Source organism: Nocardioides albidus (assembly GCF_006335005.1).
Classification (GTDB): domain Bacteria; phylum Actinomycetota; class Actinomycetes; order Propionibacteriales; family Nocardioidaceae; genus Nocardioides; species Nocardioides albidus.
The window spans coordinates 109,378-131,508 of sequence record NZ_VDMP01000021.1; the positions used below are offsets into that span (position 1 = coordinate 109,378).

Consider the following 22,131-nt stretch of genomic DNA (forward strand, 5'->3'; position numbering starts at 1 on the left):
GCGGCAGGCGCTGGCGACGCCCGCCGGAGGCGCGTCTGAGGGCCCAGCGGAGGGACCTCTCTCGGATTTTGCGGACTCTTTGCGGACTAGAGAGGGTCCGCAACGCTCTGACCTGCGCAAACAGGCCGATTCAGTAGTACCAGGGGAATGGCGACCAGTCGGGGTCCCTCTTCTCGAGGAACTGGTCGCGCCCCTCCTGTGCCTCGTCGGTCATGTAGGCCAGGCGGGTGGCCTCGCCGGCGAAGAGCTGCTGGCCGACGAGCCCGTCGTCGAGGAGGTTGAAGGAGTACTTCAGCATCCGCTGGGCCGTGGGGCTCTTGCCGTTGATCAGCCGGCCCCACTCGAGGGCGGTGGCCTCGAGCTCGGCGTGGGGGACGGAGCGGTTGGCGGCGCCCATCCGGACGGCGTCGTCGGCGGAGTACTCCTGGCCGAGGAAGAAGATCTCGCGGGCGAACTTCTGGCCGACCTGGCGCGCGAGGTACGCCGAGCCGTAGCCGCCGTCGAAGGACCCCACGTCGGCGTCGGTCTGCTTGAAGCGGGCGTGCTCGGTGGAGGCGAGGGCGAGGTCGCAGGTGACGAACAGGCTGTGGCCGCCGCCGGCCGCCCAGCCGGGTACGACGCAGATGACGACCTTGGGCATGAACCGGATCAACCGCTGGCACTCGAGGATGTGCAGCCGAGCGAGCTTCGCCTTGTCGATGGCGCTGGGCTCCTCGGCACCGGTGTCACCCGAGCCGATCTCCTTGTCCTCGTACTGGTAGCCGGCACGTCCGCGAATCCGCTGGTCGCCGCCGGTGCAGAAGGCCCACTTGCCGTTCTTCGCGCTCGGGCCGTTGCCGGTCAGCAGCACGCAGCCGACGTCCGCGGACTGACGGGCGTGGTCCAGGGTGCGCAACAACTCGTCGACCGTGTGCGGACGAAAGGCGTTGAGGACGTCGGGACGGTCGAAGGCGATGCGGACCGTGCCGTGCGCCTTCGCCCGGTGGTAGGTCAGGTCGGTCAGGTCCTCGAAGCCCGGGACGACGTCCCACTGGCTCGCGTCGAACGTCTCGCTCACGCCCTCGATCGCACTCATGGGCCGAACCTATGACATCGGTCGTGTGCCTGAGACCCCGGATATCCGGGTTGTGGGGCACACGACTCCACGCGGGTCGGCGAAGATGCCTGGAATAGCGGGCGGTCACGTGCTCTTGTGGGGACATGACCCTTGAAGGTGAGTACGAGCCGAGCAGCCAGCAGTGGGTCCGCGACCAGGTCGCGGCGTACGAGGCGTCCGGCGGCCGCGAGGCCAACACGCTCCGAGGCAGCGACGACCCGATCGTCGTGATCACCTCGGTCGGATCGAAGTCCGGCAAGCTCCGCAAGAACCCGGTCATGCGGGTCGAGAAGGACGGCGTGTACGCCGCGATCGCGTCCAAGGGCGGCGCCGCGGACAACCCGAGCTGGTACGCCAACTTCGTCGCCCACCCGCTGGTCGACCTCCAGGACGGGCCGGAGCCCAAGCCCTACAAGGTGCGTCTGGCCGAGGGCGAGGAGCGTCAGCGGTGGTGGGACCACGCCGTCGCGACCTGGCCCACCTACGCGTCGTACCAGGAGAAGACGGACCGCGAGATCCCCGTCTTCCTGCTGGAGCCGGTCGCGGACTGATCTCGCGCGGCCGAGGTGCCAGGAAAGTACCCACGAGATGCCAACCCTGGACCACCGAGGTGCCAACCCAGGTCACAGCCCATGCACTCGGATTGGCACCTCGGCGGTACTTGCCTGGCACCTCGGCGGTACTTCCGTGGCACCTCGGCGAGATCAGGTGTTCGCGATGGTGACGGCCAAGCCGCAGAGGTGACCGAGGCGGGCGATCTCGGAGTCGGCGAACTCCGGGCCGCCGCGCCGACCGATGACGACGATCTCGTTGCCGTCGAGACGGGCCGCGGCGAAGAGGGTGACCTCGTCCTCGGGGGCCTCCAGGCGCACCGGGGCCTCGATCTCGACGAACTCGAAGTCGTCGGGCGCGGCGCTGGTGCGGTACACGACGCCCTTGGCGCGGTGGACCCGCGCGGCCCAGTCGACGCGGAAGGTCGCGGGCAGGAGGTCGATCAGCTTGTCGAAGGCTCGCTCGGGGGACGCGGTGAGCTCCTCCACCGCCTCGAGGTCCATCACCAGGTTGCCGCCGGCGGGATAGCGGCTGATCCAGAGCACCTCGACGTCCTCGAGGACGTTGCACGCCGAGACCACCGAGTCGGGCATCATCCCGGGGTCGAGCTCGAGCAGGACGTCGTCGACCGCGGTGCCGTCGTCGCGCTTCTCGACGATCTCGATCGCCTCGATGTCGCCGCCGGCCATACCGATCGCCGTCGCGACGCGACCCAGCGAACCGGGGACGTCGGGCAGCAGCACGCGCAGCAGGAACGGCATGGCCTCGACACTAACCGGCCCAGGTTTCGGGCCGGTTGCGGGCCCACCGGTTGGGCCGGCGACCGCTGCGGGCACTACGCCGGCGGCGCGAGACGGTGGCGCAGGCCGGTGGCGCGCTGCGCCGTCGTCGTCACCGCGGCGCGTACGGCGGCCTCGGACCCGACGACGAGCAGGCTCTCGCGCGCCCGGGTGACGGCGGTGTAGAAGAGCGCGCGGGTGAGCAGACGCGAGTCCTCTTCCGGCAGGAGGACGGCGATCCGGGTGGCCTGGCTGCCCTGGCTCTTGTGGATCGTCATGGCGTGCATCGTCTCGATCGCGTCCAGGCGCCCTGGGGCGAACGGGCGCGGGGCGCCGGCGCCGGCGATCCACGCCCGGGGCCGGCCCGCGGGATCGGTGACGACGACGCCGGTCTCGCCGTTGTAGACGTCGAGGGCGTAGTCGTTGCTGGTGACGAGGAGGGGGCGTCCGGCGTACCAGGCCGAGCCCAGGGGCGCGCCGATCTCGGCCGCGAGCCACTGCTCGACGTACCGGTTCCAGACCCGGACGCCGTAGGGGCCCTCGCGGTGGGCGCAGAGCAGCCGGAAGCCCTCGATCTCGGCGAGGGCGGCCTCCGGGCCGTCGGCGACCGCCGCCGCGCGGACCCGCAGCGCCGCGGCCGTGCACTCGGCCCGGAGCGCCGTGACCGGGTCGTCGGTCTCGATCCAGGTGACCTCGCCGGTGCCCGCGCGCAGGACCTCGAGCACCCGGTCGGCCGTCTCGTCGAGCGCGGGCGAGTCGTCGCGCAGGGCCGCGGCGAGGCCCTTGATCTCCTCGGTCGAGCGATGGTTCTCGGTGAGTGCAACGACCGGAGGGTCGGGGTGTACGGCGAAACCCGCGACCAGGTCGGAGAGGACCGCTCCGGCGCCCACCGAGGTGAGCTGGCGGGGGTCGCCGACCAGGACCAGCCGGCTCTCGGGGCGCACGGCCTCCAGCAGGCGGGCCATCATCGTCAGGTCGACCATCGACGCCTCGTCGACGACCACGAGGTCGTACTTGAGCCGGTTGCCGCGATCGTGGCGGAACCGGGTCGCGTTGTCCGGGCGCCAGCCCAGCAGCCGGTGGAGGGTGACCCCGGTGGGCGACGGCAGCTGGTGGGGGCCGTCGCCGAGCGCGCCCAGGCCGCGCAGTTCCTCCTCGACGGCCTGCTCCAGCCGGGTGGCCGCCTTGCCGGTCGGCGCCGCCAGGGCGACCGACATCCGCCGCTGGTGGGTGAGGGCGAACTGGTCGGCCAGCGCCAGCACCACTCGCGCGACCGTCGTGGTCTTGCCGGTGCCGGGACCGCCGGTGAGCACGGTCGTGCGGTGGCGCACCGCGTGCTCGACCGCCGTGGCCTGCTCCGCGCTCAGGTGGGCGTCGCCGACCCGCCGCAGGGTCGCGGCGAGCACGTCCTCGTCGACCGCCGGCGGGCCGAGCTGCCCCCCATGGTCCAGCCGGGCCCTGAGATCGTCGGCGACCTGCCGCTCGAGCCGGTGGTAGCGGTCGAGGTAGACCAGGTCGTGCTCGACGTGCAGCACCTCGGCGGCGGCCAGCGCGGAGCCCTCGATCGCCGGCACCCACTCCTCGGGCGCGGGCCAGGCCAGCCCGGTCCCGTCGAGGTCGGGGAGCGCGTCGAGGTCGAGGCCGACGGAGCCGGCGCGGACCGATCGCACCGCGAGGGCGGCCGCGAGCAGGACCCGGTCGTCGTCCTCGCCGGCCAGGGCGGCGACCCGCTCGGCGACCCGGACGTCAGCGGCGTCCACCACGCCGGCGGCGTTGAACGCCCCCAGCAGTCCGTCCACGCCGCGCGCCAGGCGCGGGTCGTGGGCCGAGGTGGGCTCGAACAGCTCGGTCACGGCCTTCTCCCGTCCAGCAGGTCGGACAGCGCGACCACCAGCGCGACCGGCGGCTGCCAGGTGAAGATGCCGCACGGACGGCCGTCGACCCGCGGGGTGTCGGGACCGCACATGCCGCGCAGGTAGAGGTAGGCCACCCCACCGAGGTGGCGGGCGGGGTCGTAGCCCGGCTGGCGCCAGCGCAGGAAGCGGTGCAGTACGACGGCGTACAGCAGGGCCTGGAGCGGGTAGTCGGAGTGACCCATCGCCTCGTCGAGGGCGGCCGGTCGATAGGACCCGGCCGTGAGCGGCCCGTCGACGGGGCCGAGCCAGTTGGTCTTGTAGTCGATGACGACATAGCGCGGGTCGTCCGCGCCCTCGCCGTCCGGAGGGCGGAGCCGCAGCACGACGTCGATCGAGCCGGTGAGGTAGCCGCGCAGCACCTGGCCGCCGAGCAGCGGGTTGTCGAGCGCGTCGGCGTAGGCACGCACCGGGTCGCCGTCGGGCAGGTGGGTGCGCAGCAGCCGGGCGATGTCGCCGAGCAGCACCTCCTCGTCGGGGCGGTGGTCGGGCTGGTGCTCGGGATGGTCGCCCCCCGACAGCGGAAGCTCGAAGTCGAGCTCGCAGAGCCGGTCGACGGTGCCGACCCGGCGCAGCGTGGTGTCGTCCATCAACGGACCGAGCGGCGTGTCGAGCACCGCGACGAGCGCGTCGGCGAGCTCGTCGGCGTCGAGGGGGACGGGCCACCAGGTCACCTGCTCGGCGATGTGGCCGAGCAGCTCAGCCTTCAGGTCGGGGGCGCCCGGGTCGGCGTGCTCGAGGACCGCGTGGACCAGCGAGCCGAAGGTCGCGCCGACGGGGAGTCCGGCCATGGGGGAAGGTACGTCGGCCCCGGAGGTTTCGAGGCTCGTCGCTGGTGCTCCTCGCTCCTCGACCACCGGGAGCACGTCAACGGACGGAGTCAGCTGCTCGTCGTCCTTCGGCTGGATCTCCGGCTCGCTGCCCACCGCGGGCACGGGCGTCCCGAGGTCGACATGGCTGAGGGCGGAGTACGACGTACGCCGCCAGCCGGTGTCGACGGACCGGGTGAACTCGCGGGCGCCGAGGTCGGCCGGCGCCTCCCTCGGGACCGGAGGGAGGTCGGCGACGGGCTCGGCGACCTCGGGGACGAAGGCGCCCCGGTCGCGCCAGGTCGCGAACAGGGTGGTCGCGGCGTCCTCGTCGGGCACCGGCGGCCCGACCGGCACCTCGCTGCGAAGACCGGGTCCGTCCGCGTCTGGCTTCCGCATCAGCAGCCGGTGCAGCGGCGAGGCCTCGGCATTGCGGGTCGGGGCCCACCACGCGACGACCTGGCTCTGCGCGCGGGTGAGGGCGACGTAGAGCAGGCGCAGCCACTCGCCGTTCTCCTCCTCGGCCCAGCGGCGGCAGTGGTCGGCCCAGCGCGGGCCGGAGCCCCCGACGTCGAGGCAGCGCCGGCCGTCGGCGTCGTGGAACAGCGGCTTGTCGGGCTTGCCGACCCAGCGGTCGGCGAGCGAGGGCAGGTAGACGACGGGATACTGCAGGCCCTTGCTGGCGTGGATCGTCACGAGCTGGACGGCCTCGGCGTCGGAGTCGAGTCGTCGGGTGCGCTCGGCACCGCGACCCTCCCGCGCCTCGAGCACCTGCTGGCGCAGCCACGCCAGCAGCGCGACCGCGCCCATCTGCTCGCGCAGGGCCGCCTCGTGGAGCACCTCTCCGATGTGACGGACGTCGGTGAGGGTGCGCTCGCCGCCGACCTGGCCGAGGAGCCGCTCGGGCATCCCGCCGGACATCGCGGCCTCGACGACCGCCGCGACGCCACGCCGGGCCAGCGCCTCGGACCAGGACCGCAGCCGGTCGCCGAGATCGTCGCTGAGCTCGTCACCGCCCGCGTCGAGGGTGGCCGCGTCGTAGCCGAGGAAGCAGGTGAGCGCGGCGGCCCGCACCCGGGGCGTGCGGTGCGGCTGCTCGAGGGCCTCGAGGAGCGAGAGCCACTCGACCGCGGCAGGCGTGGCGAACACGCTGCCCCCGCCGGCGATGACGGCGGACACGCCGACCTCCTGCAGGGCGGCGCGGGCGGCGGCCAGGTCGGCGTGGCGGTAGCAGATGACCGCGATGTCGTCGGGCCGCAGGGCCCGGCCCTCGAAGGTGGCGTCGCTGGCGATCAGCGCCCGGATGTCGTGGGCGAGGTCGCGGGCGATGTGAGGCCGGACCTGGTTGACGGGGAGGGCGGTTCCGCCGCGCTTGCCGAAGGTCTCGCGGCGCACCACCCGCACCCGGAACGGGGCCGGCCGGGGCGCGCCGGCGAGCCGGGACTGCTGGTGATGGGCGGCGACGTCGTGGACCACGATCCGCGGGTCGCCCAGCTCGGCTCCGCCGAGCAGCCGCCCGAAGCCGGCGACGAGCGCCGCGTCGCTGCGACGGTTGACGGCCAGCGTCTGCCGGGTGGTGGCGGTGTCCGCGGCGGTGAGGTACGTCGTGACGTCGCCCCCGCGGAAGGCGTAGATCGCCTGCTTGGGGTCGCCGATGAGCACCATGGTCGCCTCGCCCGTGAAGGCGCGGTCGAAGACCTTCCACTGGACCGGGTCGGTGTCCTGGAACTCGTCGACCAGCACGATCCGCCAGCGCGCCCGCATCCGCGCCCGGGCCGGTGAGTCGGGGTCCTCGAGCGCGTCGGCGAGCTGGTCGAGCAGGTCGTCGTAGGACAGAACGCCCAGGCGTCGCTTGCGCCGAGCCATCTCCTTGCGCACGGCCGCGGCGAAGGCGACCTTGCGTCCGGCGGGATCGTCGCGCGGCAGGTCGGCGGGCTCGAGATCGGCCTGCGGGTCGGCCACGACGCGGCGCGCGATGGCGAGGGCCTCGGTGTGCGAGAAGGCCGGGGCGGTGCCCGCGGGGAGATGGGCGAAGGCGCGCAGGTAGAGGTCGTCGACCACCTCCACGAGGAGGTCGTCGAGATCCTCGACGAGCCGGGCGCGCGCGTCGGTGTCGCCGGCGACGCCGAGGGAGTCGAGCACGAGCGAGCAGAACTGGTGGATCGTGGCGATGGTGGCCGCGTCGAAGTCCGCGAGCGCCTGACCGACCCGGCGGTGCCGCGATCGTCGCTCCTCGGGCGAGCAGTCGAGGATCTGCTCGATGACCTCGGTGGGATCCTCCTCCGCCACGCCGGCGAGCGCGCGCTCCGCCTCGACGAGCTGGCGGCGTACCTGCTCGCGCAGCTCCTGACTGGCCGCCCGGCCGAAGGTGACCACGAGCAGCTGCTCCAGCGGGACGCCCTCCTCGGCGACGTAGCGGGTCACCAGGGCGCCGATGGTCCAGGTCTTGCCGGTGCCGGCGCTGGCCTCGAGGAGGGTGGTGCCGGTGGGCAGCGGGCCGCGGATGTCGAACGGCGACATGCTGTTCGAGTCGCGGTCGGCGGAGAGACCGGGGTCCCCGCGGCGTTGGTCGGGGGAATCTGCAACCGATGAGTTCATAGCGGTCCCACCCGCTCGGCGCCGGTGAGCAGCGGCTCCCACAGCGTCCAGGCGTACGCCGGGAGGCCGGCGTCGATCAGGACGGAGACGGGCGCGGCGTGCCCCCAGATCCGCCGGTGCACGGGATCGTCGTCCTCGCCCTTGATCCCCCACGCGTTGAACGGGTCGGTGGTCCAGGCGCCGGCGGCCGCGTCGATCGGGTCGATGTCCATGCCCCGCAGCTGCTTGGCCCGGGCCTCGGCCCAGGCGTGCGCGGTCCTGAGCGGCAGCGGGAGCGGTCGGGCGGCGCCCTCGTCGTAGAGCGCGACGAGGGCACGCAGCCACTCGACCGCACGGTGGTCGAGGGGACCGGCGAGGGCCCGTTGAGGGCCGCTGCGGGCGCGGGCGACGGCGTGGCCGGTCCAGTTCTCGTCGGGGTGGGCGGCGGTGAGGGCGACGACCCGCAGCCAGGACGTGAGACGCTGGCGCGGCCCGGGCCGGGAGTAGCTGACGTCGACGACCTGGTTGCCGTGGACGCGAGGGACGGTGCCGGTGAGCCGGCGTCCGTCACCGAGATCGACGTCGACGTCGACGCTGCGGGCCGGGGTGGCGCGCAGGCCGACGCTCTGCTGCAGGAGGGCCTGGCAGTCGCGGACGACGTCGGTGAGGGCGCCGTGGCCGAGCCCGAACGGGGGCAGCGAGCCGCGCAGCTGCTCGGCCAGCATCACGGCCTCGCCCGTCGCGGCCGGGTCGTCGGAGGACAGGACGGCCTTCAGCAGCCGGTCGCCGATGGCCCACCTCTCGAGGCTGTCGAGGTCGACGGGGATGGCGTCGGCGACCTCGCCGGGCTCGAACGGCGTCGCGACGTCGAGGCGACCGCGCAGGAACGCGCGGGCCGGGCGGTGCACGAAGTCGACCAGGTCGGCGAGGGAGACGTCCTGCGCGGGCCGCGCGGGGAGGGTCTCGGCGAGGAACGGCGGGACGGGCGTCCGCTCGCGCACGGACGCGCGGGCGCCGGCCAGGGAGGCGCGGTCGAAGCTGAAGGGCCCGCTGCCGACGAGCGCTCCGGGGCGGTGGTTGCGCGGATCGAAGCCCTGCAGCGGATGGCGGACCACGACCTGCGCGCGCACCGGCTCCGCGGCCGTGCGGTCGAGCGCGTCGATCAGCTCGCCCAGAGGGACGGCGGGTGGCCGCTCCTGGCCGGTGTGCTCGGCGGCTCCGGTGTAGGTGATGACGAGCCGCTCCCCCGCCGCGAGGATCGCGTCGAGGAGGAGCTGCCGGTCCTCCCCGCGCAGGTCGCGCTCGCCGACCCGCGGGCCGCGCGCGAGGACGTCGTCGCCGTGGACTCCGCTGGTGCGGGGGAACACGCCGTCGTCGAGCCCGATCAGGCACACCACGCGGTGCGGGACGGAGCGCATCGGCACCATCGTGCAGACCGTCAGCGTGCCCGTGCGGAAGTTGGCGCGTGTGGGCCGTCCGGAGAGCCGCGCGTGCAGCAGTGCGCGGACGTCGGCGAGCCGCAGCGGCACTCCGGGATCGCCCTCGTCGGCGCTGGCCCGGGCGCGCGCGAGCTCGCGCTCGAACTGCGGCAGCTGCCAGGCGTCGTCGGGATCGACCTCGCACAGATCGCGGACGCCCGCGGTGATCGCGGCGAACCACTCGTCGGCGGCGCTCGCCACCTCGAGGGCGGACAGGCACGAGCCGAGTCGCGCGACCGCCTCGCTGAGCCGGCCGACCAGCTCGATCTCGCCGCTGGCGATGTCGTCGACGGGCAGCCCGCGCCCCACGTGGCGGTGGTCGTCGTCGCTCATCGCGACGCCGAGCAGGAGGCGGTCGAGCCCGGCACGCCAGGTGTTGTGCTCGAAGCCGTCCATGGCGTACGCCGCCCGCTGGGTGGCGTCGATCCCCCACCGGACCCCGGCCTCGGCGACCCAGCGGGTCATCCGGGCGAGGTCGTCGTCGGTGAACCCGAACCGGCGCCGGCACACCGGGCGGGCCAGCAGGTCGAGGACCTGCGAGGCGGTCACCCGCCCGCCTGCGAGCTCGACGAGCACGACGGCGACGGCCAGCAGCGGGTTGGTGCTGCTGGTGGCACGGTCGGCGAGGCGCACCCGCAGCTGGTGGGCGGGATGCAGCCCCGAGCCGGGGCCGCTCGCACCGGCGCCCTCGCCGAGAAGCTCGCCCATGCCGAAGCCGGCCGAGATGAGGGGGGCGTAGGTCTCGACGTCGGGACACATGACGACGATGTCGCGCGGCTCGAGGGTCGGGTCGTCCTCGAGCAGTCCGACGAGCAGCTCGCGCAGGACCTCGACCTGGCGCGCCGGGCCGTGGCAGGCGTGCACCTGCAGGGACCGGTCGTCGGCGCGCAGCACCCGCCGGGCGCGGACCTCGGCCGCCGGCGCGGCGTTGGCGCGCAGGTCGGTCTGCAGCCAGCCGAGGAGGTCGTCGGGCGCCTCCGGGTCGGGCGCGGATCCGGCGTCGTGCGCCTGGCCTGCGCGGACCCGGGCGCTCAGCACCGTCGCGAGCTCCCGGGAGTCGCGGCCGAGGGAGGCGAGCAGGGGATGGTGGGCGAGCTCGGCCGAGGCCGCGATGGCCCGCGGCCCGACCTCGGCGCCCGCCTCCGCCACGGCCTGCCACAGCGCGGCGGAGGGCTGGGCCAGCCAGAGGTGGACGTCGCGGTGGGCGGCCAGCGCGACGAGCAGGTCGATCTCGGTCTCGGGCAGCCGGGTGTGGCCGAACAGCGAGAGCCGGTCCGGAAGGTCGAGTCCCTCGGCAGAGCCGGACCGCAACGCCGCGCAGACCCGGTCGTGTCGCTGGTCAGGCCCTTCGACGTGCCCGGCCGCGGCCATCCGGGCGAGGAGCCGGCGCCAGAGCTCGGCCTCCCAGGCGAGGTCCGCGGCCAGACGCCCCCCGGCGCCGTCGGTGTCGCGGCCCGCACGCCACTCGCGCACGAGCGCAGGCCGCTGGACGGCGTACGACGCGAACAGCTCGGCGAGCCGGCGCGCGACGGACCACCGGCGGCTGCGGCGCAACTCACCCTCCTCGGCGTCGAGGCCATGCCCGAGGTGGGTCGCCAGCGCCGCGCACCACGGCTCGCCGAGGGACTCGTCGATGGTCGCGAGCAGCGGCCACACGAGGGCGTCGGGGTGCCACGGGTCGTCGCGGTCGCGGCCCAGCAGCAGTCCGACCAGCGAGGCGGGCTGGAGGAAGCGCACGCCCGCGCACACGCCGTCGCCCCTGCCCGGGCCGGCGCCGAGGCGGTGGGACAGGCGCTGGGTGAGCCAGCGCTCGACCCCCTTGGCCGGCACCACGACGACCTCGCTGGCGAACGGATCGGCCAGCGGCGTCGCGAGCAGCTCACCGAGCTCGTCGGCGAGCAGGTCGGTGCGCGCGGCGCGGTGCAGGTGGAGGGTCATCGCGGCCGAGGTTAGTCGTCGCCCTCGACGGAACCGTCCCGGTGTGCCGGCCAGCTCCCAGCGACCTCGCTATCCGCCCGGATAGAGGTACGGCGGGTCAGGCCGCTCGGTCGGCTCGACCCGCGCGTCGTCGAGCCGGGGCAGTCCCTCGTCATCGAGGGCGAGTCGGCCGGTGACCCGCACCCACGCGTTCTCCTCGAGCTCCTCGAGCTCCTCGAGCGAGGCAGCGTCTCGCGGGCGCATCTGCACCTGGGCGACCGTCGCGTCGACGACGCAACAGGCCACGACGAACCGGGTCAGCAGGAAGCCCGACCGCTCCGGCTCGGTCACCAGTCCGACGAGCTCGACCTCCTCCCCCTCGCGGTCGGCGAGTGCGGCTCTGGTCTCCTCGGACCCGCTCGCTGCCACCAACTGCTGGAAGGTCAGGCTCTCGCCCTTCGCCGGCGGCGCCACCGAGGCGAAGGTGGCACTGGAGTACGCCGAGCGGCGCTCGGCCGCGAAACTCGACAGCGGGTCGATCGGGACGGCCAGCACGACCAGCACGGGCAAGCACCGTCCGGCGACCACGTGGGCTCGTCGTCCCCCGCGTCGTCGGTGACCCGCACCGGACGCCCGCCCGGCTCGACCTGCCAGATCGCCAGCCTCCTCCCCTGCCGCCAGGAGAAGGCGATCCGGGTGCCGTCCGGCGACCAGGCCGGGTGGTAGGTCGCGCCCTGGTCGTCGAGGGCGGTGCGCTGGTTGCCGCCGTCGACGGCGACCGCGTCGATCGAGGTCGTCGCGCTGATGCCCGCCGCACCGGCCGAGGCCTGGAGGGACGCCTCGTAGTAGAGCTCCGCGTCCGCATCGGCGGTCCTGGAGAGTGTCCCACAAAACTGAACGCGTCGATAGGTGTATTTAAAGGTTCACCAAACCGTGGGCATGTCGCCGGACCGTCGCGAGGGGCTCGTCACGAGACGGGCACACCCGACGACGAGACGTCGCGCACGAACGCGTGAACCCGGTGCGTCTACGGCGCACCGAGCGACGACAGCACGAGGTCGAGCGCGGCTCGCGCCTGCTGGGCGTCGATCACCCCGGCGAGCCAGCGCTGGCTCAGTCCCTCGACGGCACAGGTCAGGGCCTGAGCGACCAGCCGCGGCTCGAGGTCGGCGCGCAGCGAGCCGTCCACCATCGCGCGCAGCACGCCGACCGCCATCTGCTGGTCCCACAGCGAGGTGACCCGGTCCAGGGTCGACTGCAGCTCGGGGTACTGCGCCGACAGCGTCGCGACCTCGTTCCAGAGCACGTTGAGGTTGCGGACATTGGGCGCGTCGTCGAACTCGGCCAGGAGCGCGGTCCGCAGCGCGTCTCGCCCCTTGCTGTCCGCGTCGCTGAGCAGCAGGTTGACCGAGGGCGCCTGCTCGTTGGCGTATTCCAGGGCAGCCGCGACCAGCGACTCGCGGTTGGGGAAGTAGTAGTAGAGCAGCTGAGCCGTCACCCCAGCGGTCCTGGCGACGTCCTTCACCGCGAACGAGGCGATCCCCCGACCTCCGATGACCTCGCACGTCGCCGCGAGGATCCGGTCACGGCTCGACGCCGCGGAAGCCCGGCTCATCCGGCAGGTCCGGCCAGGAGGACCGGCACGATCGTCGCCACCATCCGCCGGGCCTCGTCGCGCGCCAGGGTCCCCGACAGGACCCGCTGGCGCAGCCCGTCGGCGATCGCGGTGAGCGCCTCGGCCACCCCCGCCACCTCCACCGGATCTCCCCCCTCACCCCGGGCACGCTCGATCAGGCGAGCCACGCTCGCCTCCCAGAGCTGGGTCGAGTGCACCAGAGCCGGAAGCAGCTCCGGATCGAACACCGCCGCCTCCATCGCGGCGGTGCGCACCCGCCCGCGGCCCTCGCCGCCGTCCTCGGGCAGCCCGATGTGTCGCTGCAGCTCGTCGACCAGGTGCGCCACGGAGTCACGACCGCCCGGCGAGCGGGACTGCGAGGTGTACCGCTCCAGTGCCTCCACCAGGCCTGCGCGCACCAGTGCCTGCCGGTTCGCGAAGTGGTAGTAGATCAGGCCCGGAGAAACCCCTGCGGCCGCGGCAACGGCATCGATCCTGATCCCGGCCACTCCCTCCCGGCCGATCGCCTCGACAGTCGCGTCGAGGATCTGCGCACGGGTCACCGCACGCTTGGAAGCAACCGAGGCGGAGCCCATGGCACCCATGGTAGGAGCAGGGCTACGGCCGGGGGCTGAGCGTCGACCTCCACCGTCTCCGGCACCGAGGAGACCTCCGGCTCACGGCTGAGCACCAGGTAGGCGACCGCCGCCGTGACCCCCGCAAGGACACGATGGCGAGCGGGCCGACCAGCAGCGAGCCGGCGAGGGTCCCGGCCACCTGAGCGGTCACGCTCTCCCAGAAGCTCAGGCCGAAGGTCGCCGGCAGCCAGCCGAAGATGACCACGCCGAGGCAGAGGTTCGACCCGATCACGATGTTGACCACGTCGCGTGGGCGCCCCGTGCGGTCCTGGTCGGGGATCGTGTCGACGCCGTGTTGCTCGATCGCGATCGAGGCGTCCGCGTGATCAGTCATGTCACTCCGGCTAGCCAGATCGTGGTGAGATGCGCCACACTAGGAAGGAACTGAACATGTCACTAGTAATTCTTCATTGCGCGTTCGAGACGTCGTCCGGTACGCCGACCCCGTCGGGTACGGTGCGGCAGATCGTTCCGCCGACCAGCGACCCCGAGGTGTCCGAATGACCTGGCGCATGCCCGCTGAATCCGCTCCGCACGAGCGCACCTGGATGGCGTTCCCGTGCGAGGGGCCGACCCTCGGCGAGACCGCACAAGCGGCCGAGGAGTGCTACCGCGCGTGGACCGCGGTCGCCCGCACGATCGCGGAGTTCGAACCGGTCACGATGGTGGCCGACCCGCGTGAGACCTCGCGTGCGCGCGATCTGCTGGGCTCGGACGTGACCATCCTCGAGGCGCCGCTCGACGAGTTCTGGATGCGCGATGTCGGCCCGACCTTCGTCCTGGACGCCGACCGGCCCGGCGTCCTCGGCGCCGTGGACTGGATCTTCAACGGCTGGGGCGACCACGAATGGTCGCAGTGGCACAAGTCCGCGGGCATGGCCCGGATCGTCGCCGAGGCCAGTGGCGCCGAGCTGATCAGCTCACTCCTCGTCAACGAGGGCGGCGGCATCCACGTCGACGGCGCCGGGACCGTGCTGCTGACCGAGACCGTGCAGCTCGACCCCCGCCGCAACCCGTACGCCGACCGGGCGCGGGTCGAGGCAGAGCTGGCCCGGACCATCGGCGCGACGCACTTCATCTGGCTGCCGCGCGGCCTGACCCGCGACTACGAGCAGTTCGGCACGAACGGCCACGTCGACATCGTGGCGGGCATGCCGGCCCCCGGACGGGTCCTGCTCCACCACCAGCCCGACCCCGACCATCCCGACCACGACGTGACCCGCGACCTGCGCACCTTCCTCGCCCAGCAGACCGACGCCGCCGGACGGCCGCTCGAGATCATCGACGTGCCGGCCCCCGAGTGCCTCACCGATGCCGAGGGATTCGTCGACTGGAGCTACCTCAACCACCTCGTCGTGAACGACGGGATCGTGGTGTGCGGGTTCGGCGAGGAGAAGGCCGACGCGAGGGCACGGGAGATCCTCCAGCAGGCCTACCCGGGCCGCCGAGCGGTGACGGTCGACTCGCGAGCGATCTTCGAGCGCGGTGGCGGGATCCATTGCATCACCCAGCAGCAGCCCGCCCTCCTCCCCACCGCCCTCCCGACGGGCGTGGCGCGATGATCGAGGTCGTCGAGGCGAGCATCGCCCAGCTGCGCGCCGCCCTGGAATCGGGCGAGACCACCAGCGTGGAGCTGGTGCGTGCCTACGAGGCGCGGATCGACGCCTTCGACGCACCGGAGACGCCGACCGCCCTGAACGCCGTCGTCGTGCGCAACCCCGACGCCCTCGCCGAGGCCGCCGAGTCCGACGCCCGGCGAGCGCGCGGCGAGTCGCGCGGTCCCCTCGACGGCATCCCCTACACGGCCAAGGACAGCTATCTCGTCCGGGGCCTGACCGCGGCCTCGGGCTCCCCTGCCTTCGCCGACCTGGTCGCCCAGCGCGACGCGTTCACCATCGAGCGACTGCGAGCCGCCGGCGCGATCTGTCTCGGTCTGACCAACATGCCGCCGATGGCGAACGGCGGCATGCAGCGCGGCGTCTACGGCCGCGCCGAGAGTCCGTACAACGACGCCTGGCTCACCTCGGCCTTCGGCTCAGGCTCGTCCAACGGGTCCGGCACCGCGACGGCGGCGTCGTTCGCGGCCTTCGGGCTGGGCGAGGAGACCTGGTCGAGCGGGCGGGCGCCGGCCTCCTGCAATGCGCTGTGCGCCTACACACCCTCCCGAGGCGTGATCTCGGTTCGCGGGAACTGGCCGCTGGTCCCGACCATGGACGTCGTCGTACCGCACACCCGCACGATGGCCGACCTGTTCGAGGTCCTCGACGTGATCGTCGCCGACGACCACGAGCAGCGCGGCGACTTCTGGCGCGCGCAGCCGTGGGTCGAGGTCCCGGCATCCTCCGACGTCCGTCCCCACTCCTACCTCGACCTGCGCGGCTCGCTGGCGGGCAAGCGCCTCGGCATCCCCCGGATGTACGTCAACGCCGACCCCGAGGCGGGCACCGGTACGACGATCGGCGGCGCGACGGGCGAACGGATCGAGACGCGGGCCTCTGTCATCGCGCTGTGGGAGGCCGCCCGCCGCGACCTCGAGGCCGCGGGCGCCGAGGTGGTGGAGGTGGACTTCCCGGTCGTGACCAACTACGAGGGCGACCGGGCCGGCGCCCCGACGATCAGGACCCGCGGCCTGGTCTCCCCCGAGTTCCTGCAGCACGAGATCGTCGACCTCTCGGCCTGGGCCTGGGACGACTTCCTGGCCGCCAACGGCGACCCGAAGCTCCCCGGCCTCGCCGGAGTCGACGGGGCGCTGATCTTCCCGGCCCCGGAGGGTGCGCTCCCCGACCGGTACACCGGCTTCGACGACGACATCGCGTCGTACCCCGCACAGGTCCGCGAGCACCCGTACGCCTCGTTCATCGACATCCCCCACCTCGCCGACGGCGTGCGCGGACTCGAGGAGACGAGACGCCTCGACCTCGAGGAGTGGATGGACGACCTGGGCATCGACGCCGTGGTGTTCCCCGCGATGGCCGACATCGGCCCCGCCGACATGGACGTCAACCCGGCATCAGCGGATCTCGGCTGGCGCAACGGCGTCTGGGTGGCCAACGGCAACCTGGCCATCCGCCACCTCGGCATCCCCACCGTCACCGTGCCGATGGGCACCATGGCCGACATCGGGATGCCGGTGGGGTTGACCTTCGCCGGCCGCGCCTACGACGACACGGCACTGCTCGAGCTCGCCGCGGCCTTCGAGGCGACCGGCGTGCGTCGGACCGTGCCGCCGCGCACGCCGCCGCTCGGCTGATCCGGCGGGCCGCACCGTCGTCGACGGCTGGCTCCTGAGCGCCCTCAGGAGTCAGCCGACAGCTGGCGCAGGAACGCCGCCATCACCGCACGTCCGCGCTCGATCGCGTCCTCGACGTCGGCGAGGTCGGCGCCGAGGCGGGACACGTCCGGCGAGCCGAGCGGCGGACGCACCTCCACCAGCGTGGGAACCTCCGCCACCGAGCTCTCGGCGAGCAGCACGTCGTCGGCCGCGTAGGTCCGGTGGCGCTCGACGTGGGCACGCCCCGCGGAGCGGCCGTGGCGCAGGAAGTACGGCGTCAGCGCCAACCGCTCGAAGAGCGAGGGCGGCACGGCGCGCTGGTCCGAGCGTCGGGTGCGCAGCACCAGGACATGGGTCGCGCCCTGGTCCAGCGCCGTCCGGAAGGGCACCCCCTCCGACAGCCCGCCGTCGACGAAGGTCCGGCCGCCCAGACGCACCGGGCGGCCGGCGAGCAGCGGAAGGCACGAGCTCGCGCGCAGCGCGGTCTGCAGGCTCGGCCGGTCGACGACGTACGACGCGAGGTCGGTGGCCCGCCCGCTGCGCGCGTCGGTCGCGATCGGGTGGAAGCCGATCGGGCTGGCGAGGATGGCGTCGAAGTCCATCGGCGTGATCGACTCGTAGACGTGGTGCACGAGCCGGCCGAGGTCGACGACCGGCCCTCCGCGCAGCACGCGCCGCGGATCGGTGACCTTGGCGTCCGCCACCTCGGGCCACGCCCAGCTGCGGATCCACCGCTGCGCCTCACCGGTGAGCAGCCAGGCGCCGTTCAGCGCACCGCCGGAGGTGCCGTAGACGTCGTCGAAGCAGCCGGTCAGACCGGCCTCGTCGAGCGCCAGCGCCATGCCGGCGGAGTACGCCGCCCGGCTGCCGCCGCCCTCGATGGCCAGCGCGATCCGCAGACCGTCGTCGCGCTGCCCCGGACGGCTGTCGGAGTGCTGCCGGTCGAGGAGGGCGCGTAGGAGGGGAACGCTCACGGCCCGAGCTCCCTCACCACCCGGGCCGGGTTGCCGACCGCGAGCACGCCCGCAGGCAGGTCGCGGGTCACGACGGCGCCCGCTCCGACGACGGTGTCCGCGCCGATGGTGACGCCGGGGCACACGACCACGCCGCCGCCCAGCCACACGTTGTCGCCGATGGTGATCGGCGCGGCGGACTCCCACTTGTCGCGCCGGGGACCGGCCTCGAGCGGGTGGATCGGCGTCAGGAGCTGCACGTTGGGCCCGATCTGCACGTCGTCGCCGATCGTGATGGCCGCGACGTCGAGGGCGACGAGCCCGAAGTTCACGAAGGCCCGAGCGCCGATCCGGATCTGGGAGCCGTAGTCGACGTGCAGCGGCGGGCGGATCGCGGTGTCCTCGCCGATCGCGCCGAGGAGCTCGCCGAGGATCGCCGTACGCCGCTCACGCTCGCGGACTCCGGTCGCGTTGTAGGCCTCGGTCAGCTCCTGGGCGCGGACGTAGGCGTCGACCAGCTCGGGGTCGTCGGCGAGGTAGAGGTCGCCGGCGAGCATCCGCTCCTTCATCGACCGCGGGTCGTCCGCGGTGCTCGTCATCTCTCCTCCTCGTGCTCGTGGTGGCGCCGCTCGTCGGCCTCCTCGATGCGGCCCTCGAGCGCGGCGCGCGCCTCCGGCTTGCCGTGGAAGCGTCGGTACGAGTAGACGAGCAGGGCCAACGCGATCAGGCTCGACGCGATCAGGGTGATCCCGGTGCCCGCGCCGCCGAACAACCACCACCTGTCGGCGATCGGCCACCAGGACGGCGCTTCCGGCCTGACGATCCACAGCGCCCCGAACGCCGCGAGCCCCAGGGCGCCGATCGTCGACATCACGATCCGCGGCCAGGTCTCCACTCCGTCGGCCGCGGCGCGAAGCGCCCGCAGCAGGACGGGGTCGAGGAGCCGCTCGGCCCAGGTGTACTGCTGGGAGAGCACGGCGAGGCCCGCCGCCATCAGCAGCAGGCCGGGGCCGGGCAGGATCATCGCCGCGATGCCGGCGAGCAGCAGGAGCCAGCCGAGGACCTCGAGGAGGACCCGCTTCGCGGCGCCGGTCACCGCCCGCCCCCGAAGCGGTCGAGCCAGGCCAGAACGTCCTCGTCGGCGTTGTCGTGCTGCGCCGCGATCCGCGCCCACCGCTGCGCCATCGCGTGGAAGCGCAGCGGGTTGTAGACGTCCTCCTCGCGCGAGAAGAGGCCGTCGCCGGCATACGTCATGATCGTGATGTTGGGCTCGGTGAGCATCGTCCCGTCGCCCGGGTCGGGCATCGAGTTGAGCACCTCGCAGACCAGCCGGCCGTGCTCGGGGTCCACGACCTGCCAGGAGAGCGGGAAGCCGGTCATCACCCGGCCCGGGTACGACGTCATGGTCCGCACCGCCCACGCGCGGATCTCGTCGCGGCCGCGGAAGGTGCCCATCGCGTGCTCGACGTACTCCGCGTCGAGCGTGAACAGGTCCGCGTAGCCGTCCCATTCGCCCGTCGCCGTGAAGCCGGCCACCTGCTCGTGGAAGGCGGCGTAGGCCTCGGTGATCTCCTCGGCGGCGAAGGAGGGGGCTCGGCTCATTCCGGGGTCCCCGCGGAGTTGTTCGGGGGAGCGAAGCGGAGGAGGGGAACTCCGTGGGGTGGCCTCATGGGTCGATCCAAGCAGGTCCCACCAACGACGGCACCCGAACATCGACGCTTCGGCCGGGGCCGAGGCGAGCGCACACGCCGTCGCCCCGGCCCGGGTCACCCGACCACGGTCAGGCGCGCAGCCCGGCCGGCGCCTTGAACACGTTGCACGCCTTCGGGCGCCCCGTCGCGAACCCACGGTCCATCCAGAACATCTGGTTGGCGTCGGTGCCGTGCGAGGCCAGGCGGATCAGACGCCACCTCCAGTCGGCCAGCACCGCGTCCTCGATGGGATAGGTGGCACGGATCGAGTGCAGGAAGACCAGCGCCAGGCAGGAGGCCTGCAGCTCGGTGGCGGGCGTGCTCGCCGCCCAGGTCGTCCTCCCGGTGCTCACCTTCCTGGCGATCGCCTTCCAGACACCCATCTGGGTCTGGATGTGGTGGCCGTACTCGTGCGACAGGACGAAGGCGGCGCGCAGCCACCCCAGCCGACCGCCGAGGCCGTCCCTGGCCGGATCCCTGGCCCAGGCCAGCACCTCCTCGACATTGAGGTACATCGTGCGGTTGACGGGGCAGTAGGTCGACACGTAGATCTCGCCCGGCCCACACGGGGTCGAGACCGCCTGGGACCAGACCACCATCGCCGGCTTCCGCCAGCGCAGACCGGCCTTCTTGACCTTCTTCCGCCACGCCTTGTCGAGGCAGCCCTTGAGGACGGTGTAGTACTCCGTCACATGCGCCGCGGTGTCGAGCGGCACGGCGTGACGGATGCAGGCGCGGTCCTTGAGCGCCTTGACCCGATAGATCGGGTTGTGCTTGAGCACCCTGTTCGGCGACGGCGGCCTCCGGGCGCTGGGCAGCGCCACGCGGGCCTCCGGCGCGGAGGCGAGCGGAGCGGCATCGGCCTTCGCGGGGCTGCTGAGCGAGACGGACAGAAGGGCACCGACGAGGGCCGTCACCACGAGGTGCACGGCGGCGAGGAACGGTCGCGGGATCCGGGTCATGGCTCGCCCCTACCCCCTCACGGCCGTGCCGAACCCGCGGTGAGTGGACCGGCTCGGCGATCCACAGCGCCCCGACTCCCCCGAACATCTACGCTTCGGCCATGGCCCGCGCGAGCTCCCGACCGCGCAGCCCGTTCGGCTCACGGCTGCTGGGACCTCGCGACCAGGGACCGCGACAGCTGCGGGTCCGGATCCAGGTCCTGCTGACGGTGATGCTGGTGACGACCAACCTGGTCGGCGCACTCGTCGTCTTCGTGATCAACACCTGGGCGATCCCCTCCCCGCCGCCGACGCGGGGCATGGTCCTGGCGCTGGCGATCGCGATCCCGACCTACGTCGTCGCGGCCGCGATCGTCGGCGCGATCTGGGGCACGACGTCGTCGCTGCGGGCGCTGCGCTGGGCCACGCAGCCGGACGCGGAGGTCGACGACGCCCAGCGGGCACGGGCGCTGCGGGTGCCGCTGACCCTGACCTTCGCGCAGCTGTGGATCTGGGTGGTCGGGACGGCGCTGTTCACCGTCCTCACGATCCTGCTGCAGCCCTCGCGCGCGGTCGGCACCGCGCTCACCGTCGGCATCGGCGCAATGGTCGTGTGCGGGATCGCCTACCTGCTGCCCGAGTTCACGCTGCGCCCGATCGCCGCCCGGGCGCTGGAGGACGCCACGGTGACCGAGCGGGTGCGCGGGGTCGGCGTGGGTCCGCGGATGGCGATCTTCTGGACGCTCGGCACGGCCGCGCCGCTGGTCGGGCTGCTCATCACGGCGATCCTCGCGCTCCCGCCGGCCGGCTCCGACGCCACGCTCGACCAGCTCGCGGCCGTCACGATCATCGTGTGCGGGATCGTCCTGGTCTTCGGGTTCCTCATCACCGATCTCAACGCCCGCTCCGTCGTGGCCCCGCTGCTGTCGGTGCGCGACGCGATGCAGGAGGTCGAGGCGGGCCGGCTCGACGCCGACATCGTCGTGTACGACGGCACCGAGCTCGGACAGCTGCAGACCGGCTTCAACTCGATGGTCCACGGCCTGCGCGAGCGCGAGCAGATCCGCGACCTCTTCGGCCGCCACGTCGGCCAGGAGGTCGCTGCCGCGGCCGCGGCGCTCGGTGCGGGCGAGATCGAGCTGGGCGGCGAGACCCGCGTCTGCTCGGTGCTCTTCGTCGACCTCGTCGGATCGACGACGTACGCCACCGAGCACGGGCCGACCGAGGTGGTCGCCGTCCTCAACCGCTTCTTCGCGGTCGTGGTGGACGAGGTCGACCGTCACCACGGCCTGGTCAACAAGTTCATCGGCGACGCGGTGCTCGCCATCTTCGGCGCCCCCGTCGAGCACGCGGAGCATGCCGCAGCCGCGCTCTCCGCGGCCCGCGCGATGGCACGACGGCTCGCCGTCGAGGTGCCGGAGGTGGGCGCCGGGATCGGCGTCGCGACCGGCCAGGTGGTCGCAGGCAACGTCGGCCACGAGCAGCGGTTCGAATACACCGTCATCGGCGACGCGGTGAACTCCGCCGCCCGGCTGACCGACCTCGCCAAGGACGTCCCCGGCCGGGTGCTCGCCTCTTGGGACTCCGTGGCGGCCGCCGGCGATCCGGAGGCGGCGCACTGGACGGCGTACGGCGAGGTGGTGCTGCGCGGACGGAGCGAGCCGACCCGCCTCGGGGTGCTCGCCGCCGACACTTCGGGTCTGGCAGGCTCCCCCGGGTGAGCCAGGGAGTGGAGCAGGGATTCGAGCCGGACGCCATCGTCGTGGGAGCCGGCCTCGCCGGGCTGGTCGCGACCTACGAGGCCACCAGGGCCGGCAAGCGGGTGCTCGTCCTCGACCAGGAGAACCGCGCGAACCTCGGCGGCCAGGCGCACTGGTCGCTGGGCGGGCTGTTCTTCGTCG

At 73.2% G+C, this 22,131-nt stretch carries 19 protein-coding genes; 5 read left to right on the plus strand and 14 right to left on the minus strand.

The genetic code is table 11. From position 1 onward, the window contains the following. Positions 1 to 130: 130 nt before the first annotated feature. Complete coding sequence (locus FHP29_RS08215; protein WP_139622386.1) at positions 131 to 1,075, minus strand: 1,4-dihydroxy-2-naphthoyl-CoA synthase; 945 nt, start codon at positions 1,073 to 1,075, stop codon at positions 131 to 133. Positions 1,076 to 1,200: 125 nt separating this feature from the next. Here FHP29_RS08215 and FHP29_RS08220 point away from each other — a divergent pair, with 125 nt between their 5' ends. Further along, positions 1,201 to 1,647 carry a nitroreductase family deazaflavin-dependent oxidoreductase gene (locus FHP29_RS08220; protein WP_139622387.1) on the plus strand — a complete coding sequence of 149 codons (447 nt, stop codon included), beginning with the start codon at positions 1,201 to 1,203 and terminating at the stop codon, positions 1,645 to 1,647. Between the two features lie 153 nt (positions 1,648 to 1,800). On the opposite strand, the gene FHP29_RS08225 is transcribed toward FHP29_RS08220, so the two are convergent. From FHP29_RS08225 to FHP29_RS08265, 8 genes are all read right to left on the minus strand, one after another. Then, positions 1,801 to 2,400: an ACT domain-containing protein gene (locus FHP29_RS08225; protein ID WP_420813400.1), complete on the minus strand. Its 600-nt coding sequence runs from the start codon at positions 2,398 to 2,400 to the stop codon at positions 1,801 to 1,803. Positions 2,401 to 2,483: 83 nt separating this feature from the next. Next, on the minus strand, positions 2,484 to 4,280 hold the full coding sequence (gene recD, locus FHP29_RS08230; RefSeq protein WP_139622389.1) for an exodeoxyribonuclease V subunit alpha: 1,797 nt from the start codon (positions 4,278 to 4,280) through the stop codon (positions 2,484 to 2,486). Next, positions 4,277 to 7,669 (minus strand): UvrD-helicase domain-containing protein, encoded by a 3,393-nt coding sequence (locus FHP29_RS08235; RefSeq protein WP_139622390.1) that lies wholly within the window; start codon positions 7,667 to 7,669, stop codon positions 4,277 to 4,279. Before FHP29_RS08235 ends, recD begins: the two co-directional genes overlap by 4 nt. Before the next feature lie 74 nt (positions 7,670 to 7,743). Then, positions 7,744 to 11,142 (minus strand): exodeoxyribonuclease V subunit gamma, encoded by a 3,399-nt coding sequence (recC, locus tag FHP29_RS08240; RefSeq protein WP_139622391.1) that lies wholly within the window; start codon positions 11,140 to 11,142, stop codon positions 7,744 to 7,746. A 69-nt stretch (positions 11,143 to 11,211) separates the two neighbouring features. After that, positions 11,212 to 11,685, minus strand: coding sequence for a TIGR03943 family putative permease subunit (locus FHP29_RS22625; RefSeq protein WP_139622392.1), 474 nt, complete (start codon positions 11,683 to 11,685; stop codon positions 11,212 to 11,214). 463 nt (positions 11,686 to 12,148) lie between these two features. Beyond that, positions 12,149 to 12,736 (minus strand): TetR/AcrR family transcriptional regulator, encoded by a 588-nt coding sequence (locus FHP29_RS08255; RefSeq protein ID WP_139622393.1) that lies wholly within the window; start codon positions 12,734 to 12,736, stop codon positions 12,149 to 12,151. After that, positions 12,733 to 13,332, minus strand: coding sequence for a TetR/AcrR family transcriptional regulator (locus FHP29_RS08260; RefSeq protein ID WP_158296521.1), 600 nt, complete (start codon positions 13,330 to 13,332; stop codon positions 12,733 to 12,735). Before FHP29_RS08260 ends, FHP29_RS08255 begins: the two co-directional genes overlap by 4 nt. 22 nt (positions 13,333 to 13,354) lie before the next feature. Next, the gene (locus FHP29_RS08265) at positions 13,355 to 13,708 is read right to left on the minus strand and encodes a cytosine permease (protein WP_139622395.1); all 354 of its coding nucleotides are present in this window, start codon (positions 13,706 to 13,708) and stop codon (positions 13,355 to 13,357) included. A gap of 178 nt (positions 13,709 to 13,886) precedes the next feature. Between FHP29_RS08265 and FHP29_RS08270 the strand changes: the two genes are divergently transcribed. Then, positions 13,887 to 14,936 carry an agmatine deiminase family protein gene (locus FHP29_RS08270; RefSeq protein WP_240044390.1) on the plus strand — a complete coding sequence of 350 codons (1,050 nt, stop codon included), beginning with the start codon at positions 13,887 to 13,889 and terminating at the stop codon, positions 14,934 to 14,936. After that, the gene (locus tag FHP29_RS08275) at positions 14,933 to 16,624 is read left to right on the plus strand and encodes an amidase (protein WP_139622397.1); all 1,692 of its coding nucleotides are present in this window, start codon (positions 14,933 to 14,935) and stop codon (positions 16,622 to 16,624) included. The genes FHP29_RS08270 and FHP29_RS08275 overlap by 4 nt, the downstream gene beginning before the upstream one ends. Positions 16,625 to 16,668: 44 nt before the next feature. Here the strand turns inward: FHP29_RS08275 and FHP29_RS08280 are convergent, their stop codons facing one another. From FHP29_RS08280 to FHP29_RS08300, 5 genes are all read right to left on the minus strand, one after another. Next, the gene (locus FHP29_RS08280; RefSeq protein WP_139622398.1) at positions 16,669 to 17,619 is read right to left on the minus strand and encodes a patatin-like phospholipase family protein; all 951 of its coding nucleotides are present in this window, start codon (positions 17,617 to 17,619) and stop codon (positions 16,669 to 16,671) included. Further along, positions 17,616 to 18,197, minus strand: coding sequence for a sugar O-acetyltransferase (locus FHP29_RS08285; RefSeq protein ID WP_139622399.1), 582 nt, complete (start codon positions 18,195 to 18,197; stop codon positions 17,616 to 17,618). The genes FHP29_RS08280 and FHP29_RS08285 overlap by 4 nt, the downstream gene beginning before the upstream one ends. Continuing rightward, positions 18,194 to 18,694: a PGPGW domain-containing protein gene (locus FHP29_RS08290; RefSeq protein WP_139622400.1), complete on the minus strand. Its 501-nt coding sequence runs from the start codon at positions 18,692 to 18,694 to the stop codon at positions 18,194 to 18,196. Before FHP29_RS08290 ends, FHP29_RS08285 begins: the two co-directional genes overlap by 4 nt. Further along, positions 18,691 to 19,200: a nuclear transport factor 2 family protein gene (locus tag FHP29_RS08295; RefSeq protein ID WP_139622401.1), complete on the minus strand. Its 510-nt coding sequence runs from the start codon at positions 19,198 to 19,200 to the stop codon at positions 18,691 to 18,693. Before FHP29_RS08295 ends, FHP29_RS08290 begins: the two co-directional genes overlap by 4 nt. Positions 19,201 to 19,378: 178 nt before the next feature. Continuing rightward, positions 19,379 to 20,251, minus strand: coding sequence for a neutral zinc metallopeptidase (locus tag FHP29_RS08300; protein WP_139622402.1), 873 nt, complete (start codon positions 20,249 to 20,251; stop codon positions 19,379 to 19,381). Positions 20,252 to 20,352: 101 nt separating this feature from the next. On the opposite strand from FHP29_RS08300, the gene FHP29_RS08305 reads away from it, so the two are divergent. Both FHP29_RS08305 and FHP29_RS22630 read left to right on the plus strand, forming a co-directional pair. Beyond that, positions 20,353 to 21,951 carry an adenylate/guanylate cyclase domain-containing protein gene (locus FHP29_RS08305; protein ID WP_139622403.1) on the plus strand — a complete coding sequence of 533 codons (1,599 nt, stop codon included), beginning with the start codon at positions 20,353 to 20,355 and terminating at the stop codon, positions 21,949 to 21,951. Further along, a partial coding sequence (locus tag FHP29_RS22630; protein WP_240044391.1) for an FAD-dependent oxidoreductase occupies positions 21,948 to 22,131 on the plus strand: 184 nt, incomplete at its 3' end. The genes FHP29_RS08305 and FHP29_RS22630, both read left to right, overlap by 4 nt.